Raw genomic sequence first — 26,371 nt, 5'->3', positions numbered from 1 at the left:
CGGCTATGGATGCGTGAGCAGTTCCTGGCAGACGTCGAGAAGGCGAGCGCGCAGACCACTTGCGCACTCGGCGACCTCCGACTGGCGGCGGACGTAATCGGCTCGCCCGGAAGGCGTTTCGATGCGCACGGGCTCGTATCCGTACTCGGAGAGGTCGTACGGGCTCGCTTTCATGTCGAGTTCTCTTGCGGTGCACGCCAATTCGAAGCAGTCGAACAGCAAGTCGGACGAGATCAGCGGGGTGAGCTTGAAACCCCACTTGTAGAGGTCCATATTCGCGTGCAGGCAGCCGGGCTGTTCGCGGCGGAGCTGATCGGCGCGGGTGAGTTGTTCGGCGTTGCGGCCTACCGCGTCGGGGGTGAAGAAGCGGAAGGCGTCGAAGTGGGTGCAGCGCAACTGCATCGACTCGACGACGGCGTCCGTGCCGTGGTGGCCGAGGCGCAGCGGCACCTGCCGGTGCCGCACCTCCTCGGCGCGGTACACCATGGCCCATTCGTGCAGGCCGAAGCAGGACAGCTGCGGGGGCCGGGATGCGGTGGCCCGCAACAGGTTCGCGACGAACTCCACGGTGCCGCGCCGGCGCGCGAGATAGGCCGGGTCGGCGGTATGACCGCCGTCGACCGCGTGATAGCCGCGCGCGCCGTCGTATTCGCGGGCGCCGGCGAGCACCACCCCGAATCCGGGATGCCAGCGCTCGAGCTGCGCGGGCTTGTTCCCGTAGTAGGTGAACAGGAAATCGAGCACCGGATGTTTCGAACCCGCTCGCCGCTGTCGCAGATACGGTCCGACGAGCGCGTCCACCCGGTCCCGGTGCGCGGCGGCGAGCGCACGCCACCGCGCCTCGGGCAGCACCGTCATTCCATCACCCGGTGGGTGGTATCGCGCACGGTGCCGACGAATTCCTCGACCAGATCCTCCAGCGCGACGATGCCGATGGTGTTGCCGTGGTTGTCGACCACCCGGCCGAGGTGGCTGTTGGTGCGCCGCAGCCGGGCCAGCGCCTCGTACAGCGTCGTGCCCGCGCGCACTGTCGGCAGCGGCCGGATATCGGTGCGCGGGATGGGCGTCGCCGGGCCCGCGCTCTCGTCGGCGACCTTGTCCAGCACGTCCTTGACATGCAGATAGCCGACCAGCGACCCGTCACCGGCGCGCACCGGGTACCGCGAGAAACCCGTTTCGGCGACGGCGGTTTCGATATCGCCGAGCGTGGTTCCGTTGCCGCGCAGCGGAACCGATCGGGTCGTGGTCAGCGGCACCAGGACATCGGCGACGGTGCGGTCGCTGGTGCCCAGCGCCTGGGTGAGCCGCCGGTGCTCCTCCTCGTCGAGCAGGCCCTCGGATCGGGATTCGCCGATCATCTCGGCCAGCTCCACCGATGAAACGGTGGCCTGCAGTTCGTCTTTCGGCTCCACCCGCAGCATCCGCAGCGAAAGATTGGCCGCCAGGTTGTACAGCGCGATGAGCGGGCGGGCCAGCCGCAGCCACATCAGGTGGATCGGAACCAGCAGCAGCGCACTGCGTTCCGGACCGGCCAGCGCGATGTTCTTCGGAATCATCTCGCCGAACAGGATGTGCAGGATCACCACGATGGCCAGCGCGAGCGTGAACGCCACCGGATGCAGCAATTGGTCCGGCAGGCCGAGCAATTCGAACGGGCCCCGCAGCAGGTGTGCGACGGCGGGTTCGGCGATCCGGCCGAGCAGGATCGAGCAGATGGTGATGCCGAGCTGTGCCGCGGCGAGCATCATGGACAGGTTCTCACCCGCCCGGATCACCGTATCGGCTTTGCGCTTACCCTGTGCGGCAAGGGCTTCCAGCCGGTCGCGGCGCGCGGAGATGAGCGCGAATTCGGCGCCGACGAAGAAGGCGTTGCCCGCTAGCAGCACCACCGTCAGCAGCACACCGAGCAGATCACCCATGGTGGTACTCACCCGCCGCCATACTCGAATGTTCCTTGGCCATCAGCACATCCGCGGTGACCGGGATCAACCGCACCCGATCGATGCGCCTGCCGTCCATCCGCTCGACCAGCGCGAGCCAGCCGCCCTCGCTCAGATCGTCCGGGTGGGCGGGCGAACCCCATTGGTGTGCGACGGAATTCGGCAGCACCACCTCATCGCCCGCGACGGGTATGCGGCCGAGCCGGGTGAGCACGAGCCCGCCGAGGGTTTCGTATTCGCCCTCCGGCGCCTCGTAACCCGTGGCGCGCGAGACCTCGTCGATGCGTAGCAGGCCGGAGCAGTCCCAGCCGTCGGCGACCCGGCGCACGTCGAGTTCCTCCTCGTCGTGCTCGTCGCGGACATCGCCGAGGATCTCCTCGATCAGGTCCTCCATCGTCACCATGCCCGCGGTGCCGCCGTATTCGTCGACGACCAGCGCCACCTGCATACCGTCGGCGCGCACGCGTTCCAGCACCTCGTCGCCGTCGAGGCTGGCGGGCACGATCGGCACCGGACGGGCCAGCAGGCGCAGCGGGATGGTGCGGCGCACGTTGGCGGCGTGGGTGAATGCCTGTTTGACGTGCACGACGCCCAACGTGTTGTCGAGATCGCCGTCGATGACGGGGAAACGCGAATAACCGGTGCGGCTCGCGGCGGCGATCAGATCGGCGATGGTGTCGTCCTGGTCCAGGGCTTCGATCTTGACCCGCGGCGTCATCAGCTCCTCCGCGCTGCGCTCACCGAATTCCAGTGAGCGGTCGATGACCTGCGCCGTGCGCTGATCCAGCGCGCCGCGCACCGCCGAGGTGCGCACCAGCGAACCGAGTTCCTGCGGCGAGCGCGCCGAGCGCAGCTCCTCCGCCGGTTCGATCCCGAGCGCGCGCACCACCCAGTTGGCGGTGTTGTTGAGGAATTTGATCATCCACCGGAACACCGAGGAGAACGCGATGATCGCCGGGGCGGTGGTGCGCGCGGTGGCGAGCGGCTTGGCGATGGCGATGTTCTTGGGCACCAGCTCGCCGTAGATCATCGATAGCGAGGTGGCCAGCACCAGCGCGAGCGCGAGCGAAATGCCTTGTGCGGCACCGTCGGTCAGGCCCATCGCGGAGAACGCCGGGCGGAGCAGGCGCGCGAGCACCGGTTCGGCGATATAACCGGTGATCAGCGTGGTGATGGTGATGCCGAGCTGGGCGCCGGACAGCTGGAACGAGAGCGTGCGGTGCGCCTGCCGCACCATCCGCGACCGCACGTCGCCGACGGTGCGGGCATGTGATTCGACGGTGCTGCGCTCCAGCGCGGTGAGGGAGAATTCGGCGGCGACGAAGAGGGCCGTGCCCGCCGTCAAAGCGATGAAACCGACCAGGCTCAGCACGGTCAGCGCGACGGACATCGTCAGCACCACCTGGACCGTACGGTGATCGGGAATGCCGGGGGAGATATGCGGGCCGCTGTGGGAAGGAGAGCGCCGGGTTGGTCACCCGGCTCGATAGAGGAGCCCTCCTGTGCGGCGCCCTCGGACGCGGGTGACAACTGGTTCCTTTCGCATGGACTCGAGACTGTGGACACCAATGCTACCGGCCGACACGAGTGAACGTGTCGGCCGGTGCCTGGCGCGTCTCGAAATCACGCGGTGCGCACTGCCGCTATGACGGCCGGGCTCACCAACCGCTCGGCAGCGGCCGCCCCTCCGCGAAACCGGCCGCCGACTGCACGCCGAGCACGGCCTTCTCATGGAATTCGGTCAGGGTCCTGGCGCCCGCGTAGGTGCAGGCGCTGCGGACGCCCGAGGTGATGTGGTCGATCAGATCCTCGACGCCGGGACGCTCCGGATCCAACCGCATGCGCGAGCTGGAGATACCCTCCTCGAACAGCGCCTTGCGGGCCCGGTCGAAGCCGGAATCGGAGGCGGTGCGGGCGGCGACGGCGCGCTTGGACGCCATGCCGAAGCTCTCCTTGTACGCATTGCCGTCGCGGTCGACGCGCAGGTCGCCGGGCGATTCGTAGGTGCCGGCGAACCAGGAGCCGATCATCACATTGGATGCGCCCGCGGCCAGTGCGAGCGCGACGTCGCGCGGGTGGCGCACGCCGCCGTCGGCCCACACGTGCACGCCGATTTCCTTTGCGGCGGCGGCGCATTCGGCTACCGCGGAGAACTGCGGGCGGCCGACGCCGGTCATCATGCGGGTGGTGCACATGGCGCCGGGGCCGACACCGACCTTGATGATGTCGGCGCCCGCGGCGGCCAGGTCGCGGGTGCCCTGCGCGGACACCACATTGCCCGCGACCAGCGGCACGCCGAGCGCGAGATCCTTTACCGCGCGCAGGGTTTCGAGCATCTTGGCCTGGTGGCCGTGCGCCGTGTCGATGACGAGCAGATCGGCGCCAGCGTCGACGAGCGCCTTGGCCTTGGCCGCGACATCGCCGTTGATACCGACCGCGGCGGCCACCCGCAGCTGGCCCTTGGCGTCGACGGCGGGAGCGTAGATGCCGGTGCGGATGGACCCGGTCCGGGTGAGCACACCGGCCAGCGCGCCGTCGGCGGTGGTGAGCACCGCGAGGTGCGCATGCCTGGCCTCGAGTAGGTCGAAGATCTCGCGCGGCGAGGTGTCGGCGGGCGCCTGCACGAAATCGGTGACGGCGACATCCCGCAGCCGGGCGAAGCGATCGACATCGGTGCAGGTCGCCTCGGTGACGACGCCGACGGGCCGTCCGCCGTCGACCACGACCACCGCGCCGTGCGCCCGCTTGTGCATCAGCGCGACGGCCTCGGACACCGAACGTTCCGGATCCAGGGTGACCGGGGTGTCGGCGGTGAGCGAACGGCTCTTGACGAATGCGATGGTGTCGGCGGCCGCGCTGATCGGGAGGTCCTGCGGTAGGACGACGATGCCGCCGCGGCGGGCGACGGTCTCGGCCATCCGGCGGCCCGCGACCGCGGTCATATTGGCCACGACGATCGGGATGGTGGTGCCGGACCCGTCGACCGTCGAGAGATCGACGTCGAACCGTGACGCGACATCGGTCCTGTTGGGGACGAGGAAGATGTCGTCGTAGGTCAGGTCGTACGGCGGCTGATGACCAGGGAGAAACTGCACTTACACGATGATAATCGCGGGTGCGCCCCATCGCGCAATTCGCGGGCACTCGTTATCGGGGAGATGCCTGTCACAGGTCCGGTCGTGACCACGGGATATCGCGGATTCCGCGGTATGCGTCACAGCGAACGGCAGGCGTTCGGATCAGCCCGCGTCGGGGATCCAGTGGCCGTGGAATCCGTACGGGACGCGGCGGGGGAGATGGACGGTGGCGATCGGGGCTCGGCTCGGCTCGCCCGCGTCGAGGATGAGCAGTGCGGCCTGGTCGCGGGTGCGGTGGTGCACGATCGACATCAGATAGCCGTCGTCTTCGTTGCGCGCGTTCGGTGTGGATACGAAAACCGTTTCGCCCGAGACGACTTCGGCATCGAGCCGATGGTCGGCGCGGGCGCCGGTCGTGAGGTCGATCTTGGTGATCAGATTGTCCCTGACCGCCGCGATCGGGGTGGTCGGGCGGTAGAGGTAGCGGTGCGGCCGTCCGGCGTTGGCGTCGTTGATGGTCGGGAATTCGGTCGCGAGGTCGTCGAGCTGCTGTTCGGTCGCCTGGCCGGTGGCCGGATCGAGGGTCCAGCGGTAGAGGTGGCCGACACCGCGCGGGTCGCCGGTGCCCCGGAAGATGGCCGCCACCCCGGCCCAGCCCGCCGCGTCGCCGCTGATGCCGTCGACGACGATGCGGCCCGCGGTGTCCTCATATGCATTGCCGACATGGAACGCCCACTTGGGTTGCACCGGGAACCAACGGATTTCGCGGTCGGAGGTGGCCTCGCGCGGCATCACCCCGATGCGCGGCTGGTGGGTGTCGCTCCAGTTCGGGAAGCCGGTGCGCTGCGATTCCCGATCCCACACCACCGAAAGATCCAGCCAGACAATGTGATTGGTGGTGACCGCGAAATCGTGCATCATCGGCATCTCCTGGTCGGTGAGCGCGATGGGCAGGCTGTGGGTGAGTTCGCCGGTCGCGGCGACGCGGTGGTAGGTGAGCTGCGTTTGCCGCATGGGAGCGCCGAAGAAATGCATCTCGCCGGTGACCGGATCGATCTTCGGGTGCGCGGTCATCGGGGTGTGCAGGCGGCCGTCGAAGTCGTGCGGGCCTACGGTGTCCAGATCGGGGGTGAGCTGGTAGGGGTACTGCACCTCGTAGAGGGCCAGAATGCGCCCGGCATGCCTGATCACGTTGGTATTGGACGCGCCCATGCGCAGGTCGCGGCCGGGTTCGACGGCTGGACCGTCCGGGGTTTTGATCCAGCGGTTGCGATACCACTCGGCGCGCCCGCCGTGCAGGCGGATGCCGTGAATCATCCCCGCGCCGCTCCACCACAGGCCGGGATCGGTGCCCGGCTTCGGATTCGGCCCGTTGCGCAGGTAGCGGCCCGACAACTCGGGCGGGATGGCGCCGTCGACGGTCAGGTTGTCGACCGATATTTCGGTGTCGACGGGTGCGAACAGGCCGGTGAGATAGCTCGGCTTCGGTGGCGCGGGCGGCGGTGGTGGGGCCGGGTCGGCGCATCCGGCCGCGGTCTCGGCCAATCCCGCAGCCGCGATTACGGCGACTCCGGAGATGGTGTGGCGCAACAGGGTTCGACGATCCATGCTCGGCTCCTCGGTAGTGGGTTGTCCCACCGCCGATCTCACCAATGTTTACGGATGGCCACATCCCTCGAACGGCCGACGCGCCTCCTCCTTGCGGAGGAGGCGTGCCGAATGTCTATGTGGCGGTAGCGGTTCGCGCCGCCGGATTCCGGTCGCCGAGCAGCCGCGGTGCCAGCCAGGCGAATCCGACGCCGATCACGGCCCACAGGATCAGCTGTGCGGCAAAGGAATACAGCCGGAAGTGATACAGATCGTCGGCTGGGAAGCCCGGATAGACGATCTTGCCGGACGGGTCGGTCAGCGGCCCCGGCGTCTCGGTGGCGAAATCGCCGTACGCGTGATTGGCCGACAGCTGCCCGAGTGACGGCAGCAGCGCGAGCACCACGCCCATCACCACGGCGAATCCTGCGGCGGCCGCCATGGTCGCGGTCCAATTGCCAAGGCGCGCGGCCAGTTTCCGGCCCGCCCAGATCGCGGCGAGCAAGGCGACCGCACCGATCACGATCACCCCGAGGTACAGGGCGGTGCGTTCCTTGATGGTCTCCGGATGCCCGATCGATGGCGGGTTCGCCGGATACTTCAGGAACGGCAGCACATAGACGACGAGGAACATCCCGCCCGCGACGAGCAGCGCGAGATTGCGCGGCGTGATCTTGCCCGCCCGCCGCAGCGCCAGGTAGTAGACGACGGCGAACAGTGCGCCGAACGCCGCGCCGAAGACGATCACACCGAGACCGAATCCGGCATTGGCCTGCTCACCGCGGGTGAACAGCTCGGGGGCGCCCATATCGGGCATCGGCAGCCCGGCCGCCTTGTCCAGCGTCATCCGGGCCTCGTCGCGGCCGGATTCGTAGTCGATGGCGCGGCCGATGATGGGCTCGGCCAATATCCTGGCGAAGACGAACGCCAGCAATCCGCCGAGCGCGCCGAGCAGCACACCGCGGCCGATGATCCGCTTTTCCATTGTCGGGACTCGATTCCCGCCGTCAGTGGCAGGGGAATCCGAGGAAATGCCTACCGTCGTGGACGAATTCGTGCACGTGCATATCGCTGCCGAATACCGAGACCGCGCCCTGGTCGATGCCGATGAAGTAGATCGCCAAGAGCGCGAGCACCGTGGTGCCGATCAGCCACAGGGCCGTGGTCGGAATCGAGATGGCGCCGATGCGTTGGCCGGAGCGGGGAGCGTAGGACGTGGCCACGGGAACTCCTTGCGTATGAGGGGATTTCGCGTCCCCTGAGTCATTACGAGCACGGCGCCGAGGTCTGACTCACATCCTGGCGGATGCTCACAGTGGCGCGACCGTTCCGGACTCACACCGGATTCCACGAATCGCCGATCCGTCAACCATACGAAACCCCGATCCAACAGGTCAAACGATTGTCGCGCTACAGATCGCGGATGATCGCCGCGACATCGCGGGCGCAGCCGTAGCCGATCGTGACCCCGGAGCCGCCGTGCCCGTAGTTGTGCACCACCGGGATACCGGGCAGGGCCGAGCGGTCGAGTTCGAGCCGCACCCGCTCGCGTCCGGGGCGCAAACCCACCAGTGTCTCGATGACGGCGCATTCGGCCAGCAGCGGCACCAGGTCGCGGCAGCGCTGCAGGATCGATTGCGTCAGTTCGGGATCGGGCGCGACATCCCACCGGCCCGCGTCGAGCGATCCGCCGAGTATGCAATCGTGTTGCCTGGGATGCACGTACGCGCGGCCGAGCGGATGCGCCTCGTCGCGCACCGAGATCGAGATGCCCGGATTGACCACGCGCACGATCTGGCCGCGGATGGGCACCAGCGTCGGGTCACCGACCAGATCACCCGCGCGCAATCCGGCGCAGTTGACCACCGCCTCGGGTGTCAGGTCGGCGATATCGGCGAGGCTGTGCACGGTGCGCCGGATCCGGTGCGCCCCGGCCGCCGCGACCGAATCCCGCAGCCACGGCAGAAAGACCGGCATCTCGACCAGCGGCACGGCGTACCGGTAGCCCATCGGGTAACCCGGCGGCAGTTCGCCGGGGCGGGCCGCCCGGAATCCGCGCACCGACCGCGACCAGTCCGGCGTCGCCGGTTCGGCGCGGTAGAGCGCAAGCGATTCACACATGCGCACCCCGGGGACGCCGTCGGCGGCGAGGCGTTCGAGGTAGGCGAAAGTCGTTTCGCCCCAAGCGTTCACGCGATCCTTCGGGCCGACGGCGGTCGGGAACCAGACGGCGGCGGCCAGATACGACGTGGTGCGCGCGATCGGCTCGGCGCTGACGATCGTGACGTCGTGCCCGTCCGCGAGTAGCTGCGCGGCCACCGAAAGTCCGGATATTCCTGAGCCGACGACAACCACCCGCATGCCGCTGATCATAGTTGTCAGCGCGCTGTCGGCGGGCTGTCGGCGGGCTGTCGGCGGCCACGGGCACCGTTGTCGGCAGATCGGATGCGGCCCGCGAGGGGCCGGATCCGCCGAGGTCGAAAGGGTTACGAGATGTCCGATATCGCACTCACCGAATTCGTCGGCGCCACCGCGGCGAAGTTCGGGATTCCCGGCGTCGCCGTCGGGATCTACGCCGGCGGGAAGGCGGTGTTCGCCTGCCACGGGGTGACCAGCGTCGAGAATCCGCTGCCGGTCGACGAGGATACGGTTTTCGCGCTCGGCTCGGTGAGCAAAACCTTCACCGCGACCGCGGTGCTGTGCCTGGTCACGCGGGGAAAGGTGGAGCTGGACGCGCCCGTGCGGCGGTACGTGCCGGAGCTGGTACTCGCCGACGAACGGGTCGCGGCGCGAATCACCGTGCGGCAGTTGCTGAATCACACCTCCGGGCTGGGCAACGGGGAGGTCGTCGACAGCGGGTCCGGTGACGACGCGCTGGCCCGTTACGTGGCGACGCTGGCCACCCTGGACCTGATCGGCGAACCCGGCGAGCGGGCGTCCTACAGCCAGGCCGGATACAACGTGCTCGGCCGGATGATCGAACACGTCACCGGACTGACCTTCGAAAGGGCAATTGCCACAATGCTTTTCGAACCGCTGGAGCTCGAGCACAGCCTCTACTCCGCCGACGAGCTGCTGACCAGGCGGTTCGCCGTCGGGCACAACCGCGCCGAGGACGGCACGATGTCGGTGGCGCGGCTGCGCAAGCGGGCGCGCGGCGACAACGCCGGTGGCGGGCTGGAATCCTCCGTCTCGGATCTGTTGCGCTGGAGCCGTTTTCACCTCTGCGACCTCGATGCGCAGGTCCTGCCCGACGAGCTGCTGCGCGAAATGCGGCAGCCGACGGTTGCGCTGCGGGCCAGCACCCTCGGCGACGACATCGGGCTGTGCTGGTTTCTGCGCGACGTCGACGGTGTGCGCACCGTCGGACACGGCGGGTCCACCAATGGGCAGTTCACCGAACTGCTCACCGTGCCGGAACGCGACTTCGCGGTGGTCTCGCTGGCGAATGCGGGCCCGGACGGAATCCAGTTCAACCAGGCCGTCGTTCGCTGGGCGCTCGAACATTACCTCGGGGTGATCGACCGCGATCCGGAGCCGCTGCCGTTCGACGCGGCGCGGGCGCGGGAAATCGTCGGCGTCTACGATCTGGGCTCGATGCGGTTGATCATCGAATCGTCGGGCGCCGAACTGCATCTCGACGTCGACATCAAACCGGAGATTCGAGCCGCCGCCGACCAGGAACTGCCGCCCGGCCACACCGGCGGGGTCGGCCTGCTGCCCCGCGACGAATACATCATCACCAGCGGCGGCATGCGGGGTCAGCGCGGGTATTTCACCAGGGATGCGAGCGGCGCGGTGGTCGGTATCGATATTGCCGGGCGGTTGGCGAATCGAGTTGCGGTACAAGGATAATCGCTGGTTCGCGTTGTGTGCTCAGCCCGGCGCCGATAGTTCGGCGAGTTGGTGCAGTGCGGCCGGGCGGGGTAGGTCGACACCGCGCCGGAATGCCTCGGCGAAACCGGTGGCACCGAGGTTTTCGGTGAGTTGGCTACGGAGCGTGCGCAATTCGGGTTCGCCCTCGTCGAACGCCCCGCGAATGATCTGGCTCAGGCCGAGCGCGTTCGCGGCGCCGGTGGGATCGTTCTCCAGGGCGAGCAATCCGGCCAGCAGCTCGGCGATCCGCGCGATGGCGTCCGCGCCGCGGGCGAATGCGCCGCGGGTGGCGGCGGGCAGCAGGTCTCTCGCCGCGGCGGCGTCATATTCGGTGAGGTGCAGCGACATTCGCGCGGCCGCCACTTGGTCGCGGGCGATCTGCTCCGGGAAGGGCAGGTGGCGAACGCTTTTCAGCACCCGATCGAGGGTTTGTCCGGCGCGGGCCGAATCGCCGCGGCGGCGGTGCGATTCGGCGAGGTCGAGCAGGATCGCCGCGGCGACACGGGTGTAACCGCGTTCCGCCGCCAGGCGCTGGGTGGCGTCGATATCCCGTGCGGCGCCCGCGAAATCGCCTGCCCGGAGGCGTTCCCGCACCAGCCTGGTGTGGCTCTGCAGCACATCGTCCTCGGTGCCGAGTTCGGTGGCGTAGGCGGCGGCCCGCTCGAAGGTGGCGATGGCGGCTGAGTGCTCGCCGCGCAGCGCGTGATCGTTGCCGAGTGCCAGCAGGGCGAAACCCGAACCCCAACGGTCGCCGACGATTTCGAATTCACGCAGGGCCGCCCGCCTGGCTTCGGCGCCCGCAGGTTGCCGTCCGCCTTCGGTGAGCGCGAGATCCTGTGCGAGGTGGGCGCTGCCGCGGACCCACGGATCGGGCGAGGTGAGCGCCTCGGCGAGTTGGCGTTCGGCCAGATCCGGATTCCCGGTGCGGAAGGCCTGTACCGCGATCCACAGCGGGACGGTGGGGTGGAAGGCCGCCGCCCCCGCGCGGACGGCTTCCTCGAGTAGTGAACGCGCCTGTGCGCGTTGTGAATCGGGATCAGCAATGGCGGGTTCGATGACCGGGCCGCCCGCCATGAGCCGGATCACCTGGAATGCCGCCCTCGTGGCCGCCGGTAGTGCGTCGCCGAGGCGGAGCACATCGGCGATGGCCGAAGCGAATTGGGCGCTCATTCCGCGAATGCCCCAGTACCAGAACAGCGAACGCATGAAGCGGGCGGTGGTGGGCGCGTCCTCGGCGTATCGGAGTGCGGCCACCATATTCTCGTGTTCGGTGTCGAATACGGCCATCGCATCCAATTGGTCGCGGGTGCGCAGCAGCGGTTCGTGCTCCTCGGCGACAGTCAGCATATGGTCGATGAAACGCGGTGTGAGCTCGGCTGTCTCGCTGCCGATCCGGGTCGCGGCATAGGCGCGGACGGTTTCGAGCATCCGGTATCGGGGTGGCTCGGCGGTGACCTGGACGATCGACTTCTCGACGAGGCCGTCCAGCACGTACGGAATATCGTCGGCGACCAGTTTCTCGTCCGCGCAAACAGCTTGCAGCGCTTCGATATTCGCGCCGCCGGAGAATATCGACATGCGGCCCGCGAGTATCCGCTCCGGATCGTCGAGCAGATCCCAGCTCCATTCGACCAGCGCGAGCAGTGTGCGCTGACGGGGCAGCGCAGTGCGACTGCCGGAGGTGAGCAGCCGGAACCGGTCGTCCAGGCGGCGGGCGATCTGGTCGGCGGTCATCGAACGGAGTTTGGCGGCGGCCAGTTCCAGCGCCAGCGGTAGGCCGTCGAGGTGGGCGCAGATCTCGCGCACCGGGCCGAGGGTGTGCTCGTCGAGCCGGAAGTCCGGGCGTACGGCGGTGGCCCGGTCCAGGAAGAGCCGGATCGCGGGGTAATCCGCCGCCTGCTCGGGTTCGGCCGTCGTCGGCGGCAGCGGGAGTGATTCGAGATGGCACAGCGCCTCGCCGGTGACGGCGAGCGGTTCACGGCTCGTCGCAAGGATTTTCAGCTCGGGTAGCCGCATGAGCAGCCGATCCGCGAGTGCCGCCGCCGTCTCGATCAGATGCTCACAGTTGTCGAGTACGAGCAGCGCCGCACCGGTATCGAGCAGTTCGACGAGTCTGTCGATCGGTGCACGGTCCGGACCGGTTGCCCCGGACAGGGATTCGAGCGCACCCACGACCGCGTCGAACACCTGGTCCGGCGCGCCCGCCTCGGCCAGCGGAACGAACCACACCCGCTCGGCCGGATACCGGCCCGCCGCCTCGATCGACAGCCTGGTCTTACCCGCACCGCCCGGGCCGACGATGGTGACCAACCGCGAGCTCGCCAAAAGCTCTGTCACGAGGGAGAGTTCGCGATCCCGGCCGACGAAGCTGGTCAGCTGCGCGGGCAGTCGGGGCGCGATCCGCGGCGGTGGGGGCGCGAGTTCTCCGCGCAGCAGCGCGAGCTGGATCTCCCGCAGTTCGGCGGACGGGTCGATGCCGAGTTCGTCGCCCAACCGCGCCCGAATCTCCTCGAAGGCCGCCAGCGCATCCGGCTGCCGCCCGGCCGCCGCCAACGCGCGAATCCGCAACCCCGCCAAGCGCTCCCGCATCGGATGCGCCGCCACCATCGCGGTGAGCTCCGACAACACCTCGGCCTGCCTACCCAGCCGCAGTTCGGCATCGAACCGATCCTCCGCCGCACCGATCCGCAACTCGGCCAACCGCGCCGCCGCCGGCCCCGCGAACGGCGCCTCGAGCACATCCGCGAGCGCAGGCCCCCGCCAGAGCTTCAGCGCCGCACCGAGTGTTGCGGCCGCCGAACCGGCCTGCCCGGCCGCCAATTCGGCGCGGCCACGCGCGGCGAGTTCCTCGAAGCGCTCGGCATCGACCTCGAAGGCCGCCGATTGGGCGGTGTCGACCCCCGTGTTCGTGTGTCGGTTCGCTCGAGTGGCGGGCGGCGTTTCGGCGTTGGGGGGATGGTTCGCCGGGATGCCGGTCGTTTCGGTAATGCCGAATTCGGCACTCGTGCGACGACGCACTTCGAGATCAGCCGGTTCGGCGGCGCCGAGCCGGGCGCCCGGAGGGTGGTCCGTCGCACCGGCGGCCAACTCGTCGGCATCGACCTCGGTTCCAGGCCCCGTCGATCGGGTGGGAGCGATGGCCGCGAGCCGATACCCGCCCGCCGCCAACTCGACCGCGCCGACCCCGCGCAACGCCCGCCGCAACCGCGAGACCAGTGCCTGCAACGCGCCACCCGCGTCCGCGGGGACGTCCGCGCCCCACAGCGCGTCGATGAGTACCTCCACCGGCACCGGCCGCCCCGCCGTCAGCGCCAGCCGCGCCAGCAGCATCCGCACCCGAACCCCGCCGATCGGCACCGGCGCTCCCGCCGCGTCCCGGACCTCGACGGGCCCCAAAACACCAACCCACACCCGACGAGTCTCGCAGAACCGCCGCCCGGAGTTAGGTCGCCCCACCGCGCCCGAGCCATGCGCCTCCCGCCCAGCAATAGTGCTCTGATCTCGGTTCGCCGCGGCGCTCCGGCAGCACGTCGAACCAAGAGGGGCGCACATCGAGCAGCAGGACGTATGAAGCGGCGAACGGCCGTCGAACCGATGGACGAATACGGTCGGCAAGTCTCCGCTACGGCATCAACTGGGCTGGTGCCCGTCGGAAGGCGCGGCGGCGCGAAAGACCCGGGTAATTCAATGGTTTCGCGGGTCGACCTGTAGCAATTGCGGGGAGGCGGTGAACCCACTGCGGGTGTAGGCGCGGACCGCCCGTTCGCTCGAGTGGACCGTGACCCGTTTCAGGCCGAGGCTCTCGGCGAGGGCGAGAATTCCGTCGACGAGTTGGCCGCCGATCCCGCTGTTGCGATATTCGGGGCACACGTATACGCATTGCACGTCACCGCTGGCGCGCACCAGTGCGAGCGGGCTCGGTACCCGGGGAGTGGTCGCCAACCAGGCCATGCCGAGGACGGTGCCGTCGCGCACCGCGACCAGACAGCGGTGTGCCGCGCTGTTCCGCTGCGCCCACTCGACGAACCACCGGATGAACTCGTCATAGGTGGTGGTGGGCCGACCCTGATTCTCGGCGGCCCACCGCCACCGCAGATCGGCGACGGCCGGGAGTTCGGCATCGGCGGCGGGCCGGACTTCGATCATGTTCATGCTCGAATTCTGCCGTGCCGCACCGGTGAACCGGCGACGGTGACCCGCCGGATCGGCATCGTGGTGCGAATTACGACGTGTACCAGCCGCTTTCGGAACCGGGCGGCGGCTTGGGATCGGCGAGCCGGATTGTGGTGGCAGAACAGCGATCAGGCGGCGGCTTGGGCTCGGGAGAGCCGGATTGTGGCGGCGCACATGACGATTACGGCGACGGCGGTGCCGACGAGGCCGAGGCTGTTTGTCTGGAAACGCTCGTCGAGCACGGTGATGCCGATATAGGCGGCGGCGAGCGGTTCGGCGATGGTGACCGCGGGCAGTGAGGCGGCGAGCGGACCGGCCTGGAAACCCTTCTGCTGCAAGAAGAATCCGGTGATGCCCGCGACGATCAGCGCCCAGGTCTGCCAGCTGCCGAGCACGTGGATCACGCCGTGTTCGAACAGTCCGGCAACGTATTCGGTGAGCGCGGCGGCCAGCCCGTACAGCGACCCGCTCGCCGCGCCGAGCAGCAGCGCCCGCCGGTTCGGGTCACCGCCGGACAACCCGAAAACGGCTGCGGCGGTGACCAGTCCGACCAGAATGCCGAGCGGCAACATCCAGGCACTCAGCGGCGCGGTGGTTTTGCCCTCGCTGGGGTCGCCGATGATCAGGAAGCAGGCGAGCGCGGCCGCGAGCGCGACCGCCGTCGCCCAGGTGCGTGCGGTGATGCGCCTGCCGTTGAGCCGCGCGGCCAGCGGCAGCGCGAAAACCAGCGCGCTCACCAGGATCGGCTGCACCAACAGCACCGCACCCAGCGCCAACGCGACCACCTGCATGCCGTAGCCGCCGATATCGCCGATGATCCCGGCCCACCAGCGCGGGTTGCGCAGCAGCGCGCCGACGAGCGGTTTGTCCTCGGGCACCGCCGCCGCCGCGGTCTGCTGTGCGACGGCCGCGAGGGCGAATAGCAGCGCGGCGATCAACGCACAGCCGATCGCCGCAGGCGGATTTGCGGTCACAATTAGTTTGCCCCTCGGTTGCGGTGTGCGGGCGCCCCGGCGCGTCGCCGTCCCCGCCCGGGCGTGTCGCCCCTGGTCGCGTGGTTCGCGCCGAAGCCGCCCGAGCGGGCCGCCTTGCCTGCGGCGCCGCCGCGCCCGGCCGAACCACCAACGGCGCGACCGGTTTTCGGTGCGTCGGTGGTCCGGGCCGCGGTACCGGACCGATTGGTCTCGCCCGCGCCGCGGGGGCCGCCCGCGGCGGACCGAGCGCCGCCCGTTGCGCGCGTGGGTCCCGACGGCGTCGTCTCCCGCGCGGTCCGGCCGGCGCGCGCCGTGCCACGCGCCGCCGGATCACGCACGACAGCGGTACCCGCTGTCCGCTCGCTCACACGTCTGCGGGATTTCTTGGGTGCGCCGACGGTGTGGGTGGGCTCGGCGGGCGCGGCGGCCGCGGCCACCGCGATCCCGCTCGGCCGCCGCGCACCGGTGATCTCGACGAGCTTGCGGTCACCCGGCCGCACCGCGATGCCCTCGATATCGACACCGGCCTTGCGGGTCATCTTCTCGACGTCGCCGCGTTCCTCGTCGGTGACGAGCGTGACGACGACACCTTCCTCGCCCGCCCGTGCGGTGCGCCCCGCGCGATGCAGGTAGGCCTTGGGCTCGGCGGGCGGATCGACGTGCACCACCAGGGAAATCCCGTCGACATGGATGCCGCGGGCGGCCACATCGGTGGTGACCAGCACCGGCGTGACACCCTCCGCGAACGCGGCCAGGGTCCGGGTGCGATTGTTCTGTGCCTTGCCGCCGTGCAGCGCGCCGGCGGAAATCCCCGCGGCCCGAAGCTGTTTGGCGAGCCGGTCGGCGCCGTACTTGGTGCGGACGAACATGATGGTGAGCCCGTCGCGCGCGGCGATCTCCGCGGTCACCGCCCGCTTATCGGCCTTGTGCAGGTACAGCAGGTGATGCGACATGGTGGTGACCGATGCCGCCGCGGGCGCGGTCGAATGGGTCACCGGATCGCGCAGGTACCGCTTGACCAGCTTGTCCACCTCGCCGTCGAGGGTGGCCGAGAACAGCAGGCGCTGACCGTCTTTCGGCGTGCGGTCGAGCAGCTTGGTCACCTGCGGGAGGAATCCCATATCGGCCATGTGGTCGGCCTCGTCGAGCGCCGTGATCCGCACCTCGGACAGGTCCGCCGCGCCCTGGGTGAGCAGGTCGGCGAGGCGGCCCGGGGTGGCGATGAGCAGGTCGACGCCGCGGTTGAGCCGATCGGCCTGCCGCTTGATCGGCGCGCCGCCGACCACGGCGGCCACCCGCAGGCCGAGCGCGAGCGCGGGCTCGTCGAGCGCGCGTTCGATCTGCAGCACCAGCTCGCGCGTCGGCGCGAGCACCAGACCGCGCGGGCGCAGCGGCTTCGCGGCCGAACCGGTGAGCCGGGCGAGCATCGGCAGGCCGAAGGCGAGGGTTTTACCCGATCCGGTCGGGCCGCGGCCGAGCACATCCTTGCCCGCGAGCGCGTCGGCGATGGTGGCCGCCTGGATCGGGAACGGGGTTTCGATGCCGTCGCGGCGCAATGCCTGGACGAGCACGGCGGGCAGGCCGAGCTCGGCGAAGGTCGGAACGGGCGTCGAAGTCACAGGGGGTGGTGCCTTTCGTTGCCTCGGCGCGGCGAAATACCGGAACTCGTTAGGTTCAGCCGAGCGGTTCGGCCCGGCAGGGGATGCAAAACCGGGGTGAGTAGGGGTGGAATCGGCGATCGGGCATGAACGGGCCGACCGGATTCGATCACTCAGCGTACCGCTCACCCTGGTCCTGGGACGAATCCGGCGAGTGGGGAAGTTCGTGGGGAAGTTTCCGGATTCAGGTCCGGAACAGGCGGCCGAGCTCCTCGAGCCAGGGGATCGCGACGGCCAGCGTCGGCACCACCAGAATGGCGGCGGAGGCGAGATAGGCGGCGATGGAGAGGCGCACCCCGCCCAATGGGCCGGACAGCCGCTGGATCCGGATGAGCGTGCTCGGCCCGCCGACGGCCAGCGCGCCCTGCGGTGCGATCGACTTGGAACAGGCGACCAAGGCGCGAGCCAGCGGACGCGGACCGGTGACCTTCACCGCGGAATCGTCGGCGAGCAGTTCGATGAGCAACTTCACCGAATCCAGCGCCGACTTACTGCGCACCCAGCGGGGAAATGCCTCGTGCGCGGCGGTGAACGCCTCGAGCACCAGGTCGTGGCGGGCGCGCAGATGGGAGCGCTCGTGGCTGATGATCGCGGCGAGCTCCTTTTCGTCGAGGTTGTCCAGGGTGCCCGCGCTCACCACGACCCGCCTGCGCAGCCCGGGTAGGCAGTAGGCGATGGGCTCGGGCGCGGCCAGCACCCGGATATCGGCGGCGCGGCGCGCGGGACCGCCCTGATCGAGCAGGTCGACGAGCATCCGGTGTTTGGCGCGCCGCCTGCGGGTGTGCACGCCGACCCGCACCACCGACCAGATCAGCCGCGCGCCGACCAGCAGGGTGAGCGCGAAGACCAGGACGTAGGCCAGCCAGAGCGGCAGCCCGAGCACGTCGATCTCCCGGGTGGGTGAGGTGGTCGGCCGTCCGTCGGGTCCGGGCACCAGCAGCTGGGCCGCGATGGCGAGTCCGGAACCGAAGGCGCTGAGCACGGCGGCCAGCGCGATGGCCTGCCACAGTACAAGTGCTGCCCGGGGCGTCCGGTACGGCCAGGTCGCCCGGGCCAGCAGAGCTGGGGCAGGCCCCGCGAGAAGCAAAGCGAGACCGGCGAATACCGGCGCGGTTGCGTTCATCGACTCAGCTCACTGCGTTGTGGGGCCTGGGTCCGAGGAGTCTACTGCGGCGGCTTCGCCTCGTCCTCGGTGGCTTCGAGCTTAGCGAGTGCCTCCCGCAACGCGGCAGCCTCATCCTTACCGACCTGTTCGACGAAGTGCACCAGCGCGGCGGCGCGGCTGCCCGCCTCCTCCGCCTGTTGCAGCGCGTCCACCATCAAGCTGGCGACCAGTTCGTCGCGGGTGTGTACCGGGGCGTAGCGGTGGGCGCGGTCGTCGCGCCGCTGTACCACCAGATTCTTCTTCGCCAGACGCTGCAGCACCGTCATCACCGTGGTGTACGCGAGCTCGCGGCGGGCGGCCAAGGCCTCGTGCACCTGCCGGACGGTTTGTGGTTCGTCACTCGACCACAACTGGTCCATGACCGCTTTCTCGAGTTCACCAAGTCCTGCCATCCCACAAGTTTACGGACTCAACGACGCGATTGCGTACTACACCCTGTCGTAACTGACCGGTTGCTGTGTGGTATTGGTCACGGCGGAAGAAAGTACATGCCTGGCGCCGATCGGAATCACCATCGGGCGGCCGGATACCGGGTCGTCGATCACCGAGGCGTCCAGCCCGAATACCGCGCGCAGCAGGTCGGCGTCGATGATATCGGCGGGTGCGCCCTGCGCGACGACGCGACCATGAGACATCACGATCAACCGGTCGCTGTAGCGGATGGCCAGGTTCAGATCGTGCAGCACCATGACCACGGTGCGCCCGTAATTGTCGTGCAACCGGTCCACCAGATCGAGAACCTCCACCGAATGCGCCAGATCCAGGTAGGTGGTCGGCTCGTCGAGCAGCAGGATGTCGGTGCCCTGCGCCAAAGCCATGGAAATCCAGGCGCGTTGGCGCTGGCCGCCGGACAGCTCGTCCAGGGTGCGGTCGGCGAGGTCGGCGATGCCGGTCTGTTCGAGCGCGGCCAGCACGGAATCCGCGTCGGTGGCCGACCACTGCCGCAGCCAGGACTGATGCGGATGACGGCCGCGCGCGACCAGATCGGCCACGGTGAGCCCCTCCGGTGCGATCGGTGACTGCGGCAGCAGACCGATCACCCTGGCCACATCCCTGGTCTTCATCGATGAAATGGCCTTGCCGTCCAACACGATCCGGCCCTGGCTCGGTCGCAGCAGGCGGCCGAGCGCGCGCAGCAGGGTGGATTTCCCACAGCCGTTCGGTCCGATGACGGTGGTGATCACCCCGGGCGTGATATCGAGCGAGAGGCCGTCGGCGATGACCCGATCGCCATAGCCGAGGGTGACGGCCTCGGCGGTGAGCCGGTGATCGGTCATCGGAGTGTCGCCTTCCGGTTCGTTCGGACGAGCAGATAGAGCAGGAACGGGCCGCCGAACGCGGCGGTCACCACGCCGACCGGCAGTTCGACCGGGAGCGTTCGGGACAGCGCGTCGGCGCCCAGTACCAGCAGGGCTCCGGTGAGCGCGGATCCGACGAGGGGTTCGCCCGGCGTGCGCAGCAGCCGCCGGGCCACCTGCGGCGCGGCGAGCGCGACGAATCCGACGGGGCCCACCGCCGCCGTCGCCACCGCGGCGGCGATGACCGCGGCGCCGATGAGCACCGCCTGTTGCGTCTGTATGCGGACACCGAGCCCGCGGGTGGTATCCGCGCCGAGCCGCAGCGCCGCGAGCGTGCGCGCCGAGCCGAGCGCGACCAGTGCGACGACGCCGAACGCGACCGCGGCCGGGACCAGCCGCGAGGTATCGGCGGAATTCAGTGATCCATTGAGCCACAACTGAACTCGCGCCGCATCGTCGATACTCGCCCGCGTCAGCAGCCAGTTGATCCCGGCGACGAGAAATGCGTTCACGCCGATGCCGATGAGCACCAGCTTCAGCCCGGCGACCCCGCGCTCGCCGGATGCGCCGCGGCCGAACGCGAGCAGATAGATCGCGACCGCGGTGAGCAGTCCGCCCGCGAGCGCGGCCAGCGGCATCCCCAGCATCGAATCCGTTGCGGCGCTACCGAATGCGACGGCGCCGAGGCTCGCACCCGAGGTGATGCCGAGCACGTCCGGGCTCGCGAGCGGGTTGTGCAGAATCGACTGCGTGATGGCCCCGGCCAGTCCGAGCGCCGCGCCGACCACGAGTGCCGTAAGTGCCCGCGGCATGCGGGAATCCATGATGATGAACCGCTGTGCCCGGGTGCCGCCGCCGCTGAGGACATCGAGCACTTGACCGACCGGAATATGCGTCCGCCCGGTCGTGATATCCAGGCAGAACAATGCGAAAAGCGCTGCGGCCATGGCGATTACGATCGCGACCTGCCGTGGTCGCAGCACGAACGACAGCGGGCCGACGCGCAGTGCGCCGGGTAGTCTAACGGCGGCTCGGGATATCGGACCGGCTTTCATATCGGTCACAGGTTCACCAGCCGTCTGCGGCGGACGAGCAGGATGAAGCAGGGCGCGCCCAATGCGGCGAGCACGACGCCGACCTGGAGTTCGCCTGGGCGGGCGACGATTCGGCCGACGGTATCGGCGACGAGCAGCGAAAGCGCGCCGAGCAGACCGGAATACGGAATGAGCCTGCGGTAGTCGGGTCCGGTGATCGTCCTGGCGATATGCGGCGCAACCAATCCCAGGAAGGCGATCGGGCCGATGGCGGCGGTCGACGCGCCGCAGAGCAGGACGACCGCCGTCAAGCCGAGTGCGCGGCTGCGCCCGACATCGACGCCGAGTCCGCGGGCCACATCATCACCGAGGCCGAGCAGATTGAGGCTCGGCGCGGCCGCGACCGCCAACGCGATGCCGATCGCCAGAAACGGCAGCACCTGCCAGAACACGTCCGCGCCGCGCCCGCCGACCGCGCCGACCACCCAGAACCGATAGCTGTCGAGCGCGGTATTGTCCAGCAGCACAACGGCATTCGTCATCGCCTGGAGGAATGCCGTCACCGCGGCGCCCGCGAGTACCAGCGCGAGCGGATTCGCCTTGCCCGCGCCGAGCGCCGACACCCCGAACACCACCAGTCCCGCGACGGCCGCGCCGGCGAAGGCGAACCACACATACTGCGCCGGTGCGGTGAAGGCGAACAGATAGGTGCTCAATGCCGCGAAAAAGGCCGCGCCGGAAGTGATTCCGAGCAGACCGGCATCGGCGAGCGGATTGCGCGTGTACCCCTGGACCAGCGCTCCGGCGATGCCGAGCGCCGATCCGGTGGCCGCGGCGAGTGCGGTGCGCGGCAGGCGAAGTCCGCGCACGATCTCGGCGGCGGCCGAGGGCGCGGGGCAGCGGAACGGTCCGCCGGGACAGGTGAGCGCCTGGTGCAGCGCGTCGTAAACGGTCGCGGGGGAGAGGTTCTTGGCGCCGATCGCGATGCTGCCGATCGCCGCCATCGCGACCAGCGCCGCGAGCGCGATGGTGGCCCGTGCCGATCCCGTGGCCGGAGTTTCGTTGCGTGATCTTGTGCCTGATGCGGTCACGGCGACGAATTACTCCTTGGTGTGGCGCTCTGCATGGGCATGAACTCTTGCTAGGTCTGGTAAGCCTAACCTATGTTCCTACCGCAACTGTCCGACGAGGAGGTCCGATGCCCGAGCTCATGACGCCATGCGCAACTCGCCGCGCGCGGGAGGTGTTCGGCCGGACGGGTGCCCGGCTGCGCGCGCTGCAACCGGAACATCCGCGGGTGTACGCCGTTGCCGCCATGGCCGATCAGGGCAAACGTCGTTGGTGGCGGCTGTCGGACGGCGTGCGCGAGGGGCGGATCGAGCTGATGTACCGCCGCCACGCCGCGGAGATGACCAGCCCGGCCGTCGCCGCCGAGGTGGTGGCGACGGCGCTCATCCACGCGGTGGTGGGCCGGGTCGCGGCCCTGCTGGTGGCCGAGGGGCAGGCGTGGGATCCGGGCCTGGAGAACCTGTGGGTGCACACCGACAACGACGGCGGCATCGACTGGGCGGGCTTGGCGGACACCACGATTCGCGTCCTGCCGGGGGATCGGCTGGCGGGCGAGCCCGGCGCGCTCGTGCTGCCGTGCGAGCGGGCGATGTACGTCTGGCTGGCGCAGCGCTGCGAATCCTCGCTGACGCTGGTGCAGGCCGGCCTCGAGCGCTGCGCCGGTTTGAGCGCGCGCCGGTTCTGGGCGTTGGTCGGCGAATCCATTGTCGGCGCGGCCACTTACGTGCCGGAGCTGGCGCGCACCGATGCCGCGGCCGGTGCGCGTCGCGGGCAGGGTCTGCTCGCCGCGCTGGAAGAACGCGGACTCGCCGCCCGCAGGGTTGCGTAGTTAGGTTCGCCTAACCTATACTGATCGCGGCGTAAGGATCGCAGGCGAGTCCCGAGGGCTGCGGTGACCCCCGATCCAGTGCCGCGACGGGCTCCGCGTACTCCCACCGCGCGGAGCCCGTCGCTCTGTTCCCAGGCGAATGATGCAGTAGTCCCTTGGAGTTTCGTGCCGCGGCCGGATCGGCTCCGGCGGTGTCGCGCCCGGATGACGCCGGGCCGCGGGCGGGGACGGTCCGGCCCTCTGTCACGCTGATCGCATGACACAACAATTCGCCGATCGGCCGTTCGCCTCGCTGGCCGAGGTGACGCCGGATGCGATGAACCAGCTCAGCGCGGGTACGTTCACCGACGAAATCGGGCTGAAATTCACCGAACTCAGCCCGGACGTGGTGCGCGGCGAGTTGATCGTCGGCCCGAAACTGTTGCAGCTGGCCGGGATCGTCAACGGCGGCGTCTACTGCACGATCGTCGAATCGCTCGCCAGCGTCGGCGCGGGCATCTGGTACAACGCGAACGGCTACGTCGGCACCGTCGTCGGCGTCAACAACAACACCGATTTCCTGCGCGCGGTCCGCGCGGGCAAGGTGTACGGCGAGGCGACGCCGCTGCATCGCGGCGGGCTGCAGCAGCTGTGGCAGGTTGTGCTCACCGATGACGACGGCCGCACCATCGCGCGCGGACAGGTCCGGCTGCAGAACCTACCGCACCGGGACTGAGACCGCCTCGTCCGGCGTTTGCCGGACGGTCGTGCCAGAATGTCCGTCACCCCATATCGACCCGGTGAGGAGCCCCGATGCGACTGTCGCCGCACGAGCAGGAGCGGCTGCTGTTGAGTTACGCGGCCGAGCTGGCCAGGCGCAGGCAGGCCCGCGGGCTCCGGCTGAACCATCCGGAGGCCGTCGCGCTGATCACCGATCACGTGCTGGAGGGCGCCAGGGACGGGCGTTCGGTCGCGGAGTTGATGTCTTCCGGCAGAACGGTTCTCACCCGGGAGGACGTGATGGAGGGTGTTCCGGAGATGATCCACGATGTCCAGGTCGAGGCCACGTTCCCGGACGGGACGAAGTTGGTCACCGTGCACCATCCGATCGGCTGAGCGCATGATCCCCGGCGAATACCTCTGTGCCGAAGGCACGATCGAACTGAACGCGGGCGCGGACCGCATCGAGCTGGACGTGGTGAACACCGGTGACCGTCCCGTTCAGGTGGGCAGTCACGTGCATTTCCCGCAGGCGAACGCGGCGCTGCGGTTCGACCGCGCGGCCGCGCACGGGCGGCGGCTCGACATTCCGGCGGGCACCGCCGTGCGTTTCGAACCCGGTCTCGGACAGCGGGTTTCGCTGGTGCCGCTGGGCGGCGCGCGCGAGGTCCACGGAATAAGTCTGCGCCCGCCGGGGCGGCTGGATGCGCAACCCGGAACATTCGTGGAAGGAACGCGATGACCGAGCTGAGCCGGGCGCGCTACGCCGAACTGTTCGGGCCGACCACCGGCGACCGAATTCGCTTGGCGGACACCGATCTGCTGATCGAGATCACCGAGGACCGCTGCGGCGGACCGGGACTCGCCGGTGACGAGGCGGTGTTCGGTGGCGGCAAGGTGCTGCGCGAATCGATGGGCCAGGCCCGCGCCACCCGGGCCGACGGCACACCCGACACCGTGATCACCGGTGTGGTGATCGTCGACCATTGGGGAATCATCAAGGCGGACGTCGGAATTCGGGACGGACGCATCAGCGCCATCGGCAAGGCGGGCAATCCCGACACCATGAACGGGGTGCATCCGGATCTGGTGGTCGGCCCGTCCACCGAGATCATCGCGGGTAACGGGCGCATACTCACCGCGGGCGCCATCGACTGTCACGTGCACTTCATCTGTCCGCAGCTGATGGACGAGGCGCTCGGCGGTGGTATCACCACGCTCATCGGCGGCGGCACCGGCCCGGCCGAGGGCAGCAAGGCGACCACCGTGACGCCCGGAACATGGCATCTGGCAAGGATGTTGGAGGCCACCGACGGCTGGCCGCTCAATATCGTGTTGCTGGGCAAGGGAAATACGGTCAGCGTCGAGGCGATGATCGAGCAATTGCGCGGCGGCGCGGCGGGTTTCAAACTGCACGAGGACTGGGGCTCGACACCGGCGGCGATCGACGCCTGCCTCACCGTCGCCGACCGCACCGGCGTGCAGGTCGCGCTGCACTCGGACACCTTGAACGAGGCCGGATTCGTCGAGGACACCCTCGGCGCCATCGCGGGCCGCGGCATCCACGCCTATCACACCGAGGGCGCGGGCGGCGGGCACGCACCCGACATCATCACCGTCGCATCGCATCCCAACGTGCTGCCCAGCTCGACCAACCCCACCCGGCCGCATACGGTCAACACCCTCGACGAGCATCTCGACATGCTGATGGTGTGCCACCACCTGAGCGCGTCCATCCCGGAGGATCTCGCCTTCGCGGAGAGCCGGATCCGGCCGTCGACCATCGCCGCCGAGGACCTGCTGCACGATCTGGGCGCGATCTCCATGATCGGCAGCGATTCGCAGGCAATGGGCCGCATCGGCGAGGTGGTGATGCGCACGTGGCAGACCGCGCACGTGATGAAGCGCCGCCGCGGCGCGCTGCCCGGCGACGGCGCGGCCGATAACGCCCGAGTCCAGCGCTATATCGCGAAATACACCATCTGCCCGGCCGTCGCGCACGGACTCGATCATGAGATCGGCTCGGTCGAGGTCGGTAAGCTGGCCGATCTCGTGCTGTGGGAGCCCGCGTTCTTCGGCGTCCGGCCGCACGCGGTGCTGAAGGGCGGCGCGATCGCCTGGGCCGCGATGGGCGACGCCAACGCGTCGATTCCCACACCGCAACCCGTGCTGCCGCGGCCGATGTTCGGCGCGTCGCCGCTCGTCGCCGCCGCGACCTCGGTGCATTTCGTGTCCGAGCAGGCCATCGAATCCGGACTCGCCGAACGGTTGAACGTGCGCCGGAAACTGGTGCCGGTCAAGAACGTTCGCGCGCTCACCAAGGCCGATATGCCGCGCAACGACGCGCTGCCGCGGATCGAGGTGGATCCGGACACCTTCACCGTGCGCGTCGACGGCGAGGTGTGGGCCGAACAGCCGGCCACCGAACTGCCGATGGCGCAGCGGTATTTCCTCTTCTGAGTTTGCCGGGCGTACCGGCCATCCGTAATGTGTCCTGCACATCGGGGGTGGTCAGACCCCCTGCGCGGAAAGGGGATGGCGGTGTCGTTCGAAGATCCGGGCCAGGCCGCGGACCAGTTGACGAACTGGGCCGAGGATCTCCAGCGCAAGGCGCAGCGCTATCAGGGCCTGCACGGCAGGATGGCCGGGCTGACGGTTACCGAGACCTCCGACGACAACCGTGTCACCGTCACCGTGGACAACACCGGTGTGCCCACCGATATCCGCCTCGCCGAACAAACCCGCGGCATGGACCCGTCCGCCGTCGCCGCGGAACTGATGTCCTGCCTGCGCAAAGCCCAGGCGACGCTGCGCCGCGAGGTCACCTCGATGGTCCAGGACACCGTCGGCGACGACGACGCGGGTGCCGCCATCATCAACCAATACGCCGAGCGTTTCCCGAATCCGGAAGAGGCGCAAGAAAATTCGGACAAACCGAAGGGTCCGGTGGACGAGGACGAGTACTACCGGCGCGATTCCTGGTTGCAGTAGGC

Annotated in this window: 24 protein-coding genes and 1 riboswitch; of the genes, 7 read left to right on the top strand and 17 right to left on the bottom strand. The window is 69.1% G+C overall.

The window, feature by feature from the left end; genetic code table 11:
• Positions 1-3 precede the first annotated feature (3 nt).
• The 8 genes from LGY53_RS30590 to LGY53_RS30555 all read right to left on the bottom strand — a co-directional run bounded on the left by LGY53_RS30590 (position 4) and on the right by LGY53_RS30555 (position 8,965).
• The gene (locus tag LGY53_RS30590; protein ID WP_225730143.1) at positions 4-858 is read right to left on the bottom strand and encodes a 3-methyladenine DNA glycosylase; all 855 of its coding nucleotides are present in this window, start codon (positions 856-858) and stop codon (positions 4-6) included.
• A complete protein-coding gene (locus tag LGY53_RS30585) occupies positions 855-1,919 on the bottom strand; it encodes a hemolysin family protein (protein ID WP_225730176.1) in 1,065 nt (354 codons plus the stop codon). The genes LGY53_RS30590 and LGY53_RS30585 overlap by 4 nt, the downstream gene beginning before the upstream one ends.
• Positions 1,912-3,330 carry a hemolysin family protein gene (locus LGY53_RS30580; protein WP_167479364.1) on the bottom strand — a complete coding sequence of 473 codons (1,419 nt, stop codon included), beginning with the start codon at positions 3,328-3,330 and terminating at the stop codon, positions 1,912-1,914. The genes LGY53_RS30585 and LGY53_RS30580 overlap by 8 nt, the downstream gene beginning before the upstream one ends.
• A gap of 268 nt (positions 3,331-3,598) precedes the next feature.
• A complete protein-coding gene (locus tag LGY53_RS30575) occupies positions 3,599-5,035 on the bottom strand; it encodes a GuaB1 family IMP dehydrogenase-related protein (protein WP_225730142.1) in 1,437 nt (478 codons plus the stop codon).
• 144 nt (positions 5,036-5,179) lie between these two features.
• Positions 5,180-6,625 (bottom strand): carotenoid oxygenase family protein, encoded by a 1,446-nt coding sequence (locus tag LGY53_RS30570; protein ID WP_225730141.1) that lies wholly within the window; start codon positions 6,623-6,625, stop codon positions 5,180-5,182.
• A 115-nt stretch (positions 6,626-6,740) separates the two neighbouring features.
• Positions 6,741-7,589 carry a CbtA family protein gene (locus LGY53_RS30565; protein ID WP_225730140.1) on the bottom strand — a complete coding sequence of 283 codons (849 nt, stop codon included), beginning with the start codon at positions 7,587-7,589 and terminating at the stop codon, positions 6,741-6,743.
• A 22-nt stretch (positions 7,590-7,611) separates the two neighbouring features.
• Positions 7,612-7,827, bottom strand: a complete 216-nt coding sequence (locus tag LGY53_RS30560) for a CbtB domain-containing protein (RefSeq protein ID WP_308103017.1) — start codon at positions 7,825-7,827, stop codon at positions 7,612-7,614.
• Positions 7,828-7,864: 37 nt separating this feature from the next.
• A riboswitch (cobalamin riboswitch) is annotated at positions 7,865-8,003 on the bottom strand.
• A gap of 11 nt (positions 8,004-8,014) precedes the next feature.
• Positions 8,015-8,965, bottom strand: a complete 951-nt coding sequence (locus LGY53_RS30555; RefSeq protein ID WP_225730139.1) for an FAD-dependent oxidoreductase — start codon at positions 8,963-8,965, stop codon at positions 8,015-8,017.
• Between the two features lie 132 nt (positions 8,966-9,097).
• Between LGY53_RS30555 and LGY53_RS30550 the strand changes: the two genes are divergently transcribed.
• Entirely contained in the window at positions 9,098-10,459 is a 1,362-nt protein-coding gene (locus LGY53_RS30550) for a serine hydrolase (protein WP_225730138.1), read from the top strand.
• Between the two features lie 21 nt (positions 10,460-10,480).
• On the opposite strand, the gene LGY53_RS30545 is transcribed toward LGY53_RS30550, so the two are convergent.
• From LGY53_RS30545 to LGY53_RS30505, 9 genes are all read right to left on the bottom strand, one after another.
• A complete protein-coding gene (locus tag LGY53_RS30545; RefSeq protein WP_225730137.1) occupies positions 10,481-13,891 on the bottom strand; it encodes a BTAD domain-containing putative transcriptional regulator in 3,411 nt (1,136 codons plus the stop codon).
• A gap of 273 nt (positions 13,892-14,164) precedes the next feature.
• Positions 14,165-14,632 carry a GNAT family N-acetyltransferase gene (locus LGY53_RS30540; RefSeq protein WP_225730136.1) on the bottom strand — a complete coding sequence of 156 codons (468 nt, stop codon included), beginning with the start codon at positions 14,630-14,632 and terminating at the stop codon, positions 14,165-14,167.
• A gap of 149 nt (positions 14,633-14,781) precedes the next feature.
• Positions 14,782-15,627, bottom strand: coding sequence for a DMT family transporter (locus LGY53_RS30535; protein WP_225730135.1), 846 nt, complete (start codon positions 15,625-15,627; stop codon positions 14,782-14,784).
• Between the two features lie 2 nt (positions 15,628-15,629).
• Positions 15,630-17,246: a DEAD/DEAH box helicase gene (locus tag LGY53_RS30530; RefSeq protein ID WP_225730134.1), complete on the bottom strand. Its 1,617-nt coding sequence runs from the start codon at positions 17,244-17,246 to the stop codon at positions 15,630-15,632.
• Between the two features lie 223 nt (positions 17,247-17,469).
• On the bottom strand, positions 17,470-18,408 hold the full coding sequence (locus LGY53_RS30525) for a M56 family metallopeptidase (protein WP_167474760.1): 939 nt from the start codon (positions 18,406-18,408) through the stop codon (positions 17,470-17,472).
• A gap of 41 nt (positions 18,409-18,449) precedes the next feature.
• Entirely contained in the window at positions 18,450-18,842 is a 393-nt protein-coding gene (locus LGY53_RS30520) for a BlaI/MecI/CopY family transcriptional regulator (RefSeq protein WP_167474761.1), read from the bottom strand.
• A gap of 36 nt (positions 18,843-18,878) precedes the next feature.
• Positions 18,879-19,727, bottom strand: coding sequence for an ABC transporter ATP-binding protein (locus LGY53_RS30515; protein ID WP_225730133.1), 849 nt, complete (start codon positions 19,725-19,727; stop codon positions 18,879-18,881).
• Positions 19,724-20,803 (bottom strand): iron chelate uptake ABC transporter family permease subunit, encoded by a 1,080-nt coding sequence (locus tag LGY53_RS30510; protein WP_225730175.1) that lies wholly within the window; start codon positions 20,801-20,803, stop codon positions 19,724-19,726. Before LGY53_RS30510 ends, LGY53_RS30515 begins: the two co-directional genes overlap by 4 nt.
• A gap of 5 nt (positions 20,804-20,808) precedes the next feature.
• Positions 20,809-21,873 carry an iron ABC transporter permease gene (locus LGY53_RS30505; protein WP_308103016.1) on the bottom strand — a complete coding sequence of 355 codons (1,065 nt, stop codon included), beginning with the start codon at positions 21,871-21,873 and terminating at the stop codon, positions 20,809-20,811.
• Positions 21,874-21,980: 107 nt separating this feature from the next.
• Between LGY53_RS30505 and LGY53_RS30500 the strand changes: the two genes are divergently transcribed.
• The 6 genes from LGY53_RS30500 (at position 21,981) to LGY53_RS30475 (ending at position 26,369) form a co-directional block, all read left to right on the top strand.
• On the top strand, positions 21,981-22,679 hold the full coding sequence (locus tag LGY53_RS30500) for a hypothetical protein (RefSeq protein ID WP_225730132.1): 699 nt from the start codon (positions 21,981-21,983) through the stop codon (positions 22,677-22,679).
• Between the two features lie 256 nt (positions 22,680-22,935).
• Complete coding sequence (locus LGY53_RS30495) at positions 22,936-23,394, top strand: PaaI family thioesterase (protein WP_374111253.1); 459 nt, start codon at positions 22,936-22,938, stop codon at positions 23,392-23,394.
• A gap of 77 nt (positions 23,395-23,471) precedes the next feature.
• Complete coding sequence (locus LGY53_RS30490; RefSeq protein WP_167474765.1) at positions 23,472-23,774, top strand: urease subunit gamma; 303 nt, start codon at positions 23,472-23,474, stop codon at positions 23,772-23,774.
• Positions 23,775-23,778: 4 nt separating this feature from the next.
• Positions 23,779-24,120, top strand: a complete 342-nt coding sequence (locus LGY53_RS30485) for an urease subunit beta (RefSeq protein WP_225730131.1) — start codon at positions 23,779-23,781, stop codon at positions 24,118-24,120.
• On the top strand, positions 24,117-25,838 hold the full coding sequence (locus LGY53_RS30480; protein WP_225730130.1) for an urease subunit alpha: 1,722 nt from the start codon (positions 24,117-24,119) through the stop codon (positions 25,836-25,838). The genes LGY53_RS30485 and LGY53_RS30480 overlap by 4 nt, the downstream gene beginning before the upstream one ends.
• 81 nt (positions 25,839-25,919) lie before the next feature.
• A complete protein-coding gene (locus LGY53_RS30475; protein ID WP_225730129.1) occupies positions 25,920-26,369 on the top strand; it encodes a YbaB/EbfC family nucleoid-associated protein in 450 nt (149 codons plus the stop codon).
• Positions 26,370-26,371 lie beyond the last annotated feature (2 nt).

This window comes from Nocardia sp. JCM 34519.1 (assembly GCF_020361265.1).
GTDB lineage: Bacteria > Actinomycetota > Actinomycetes > Mycobacteriales > Mycobacteriaceae > Nocardia > Nocardia arthritidis_A.
The sequence above is the reverse complement of the archived record's forward strand: the minus strand, read 5'-3'. Positions and strand labels throughout refer to the sequence as shown.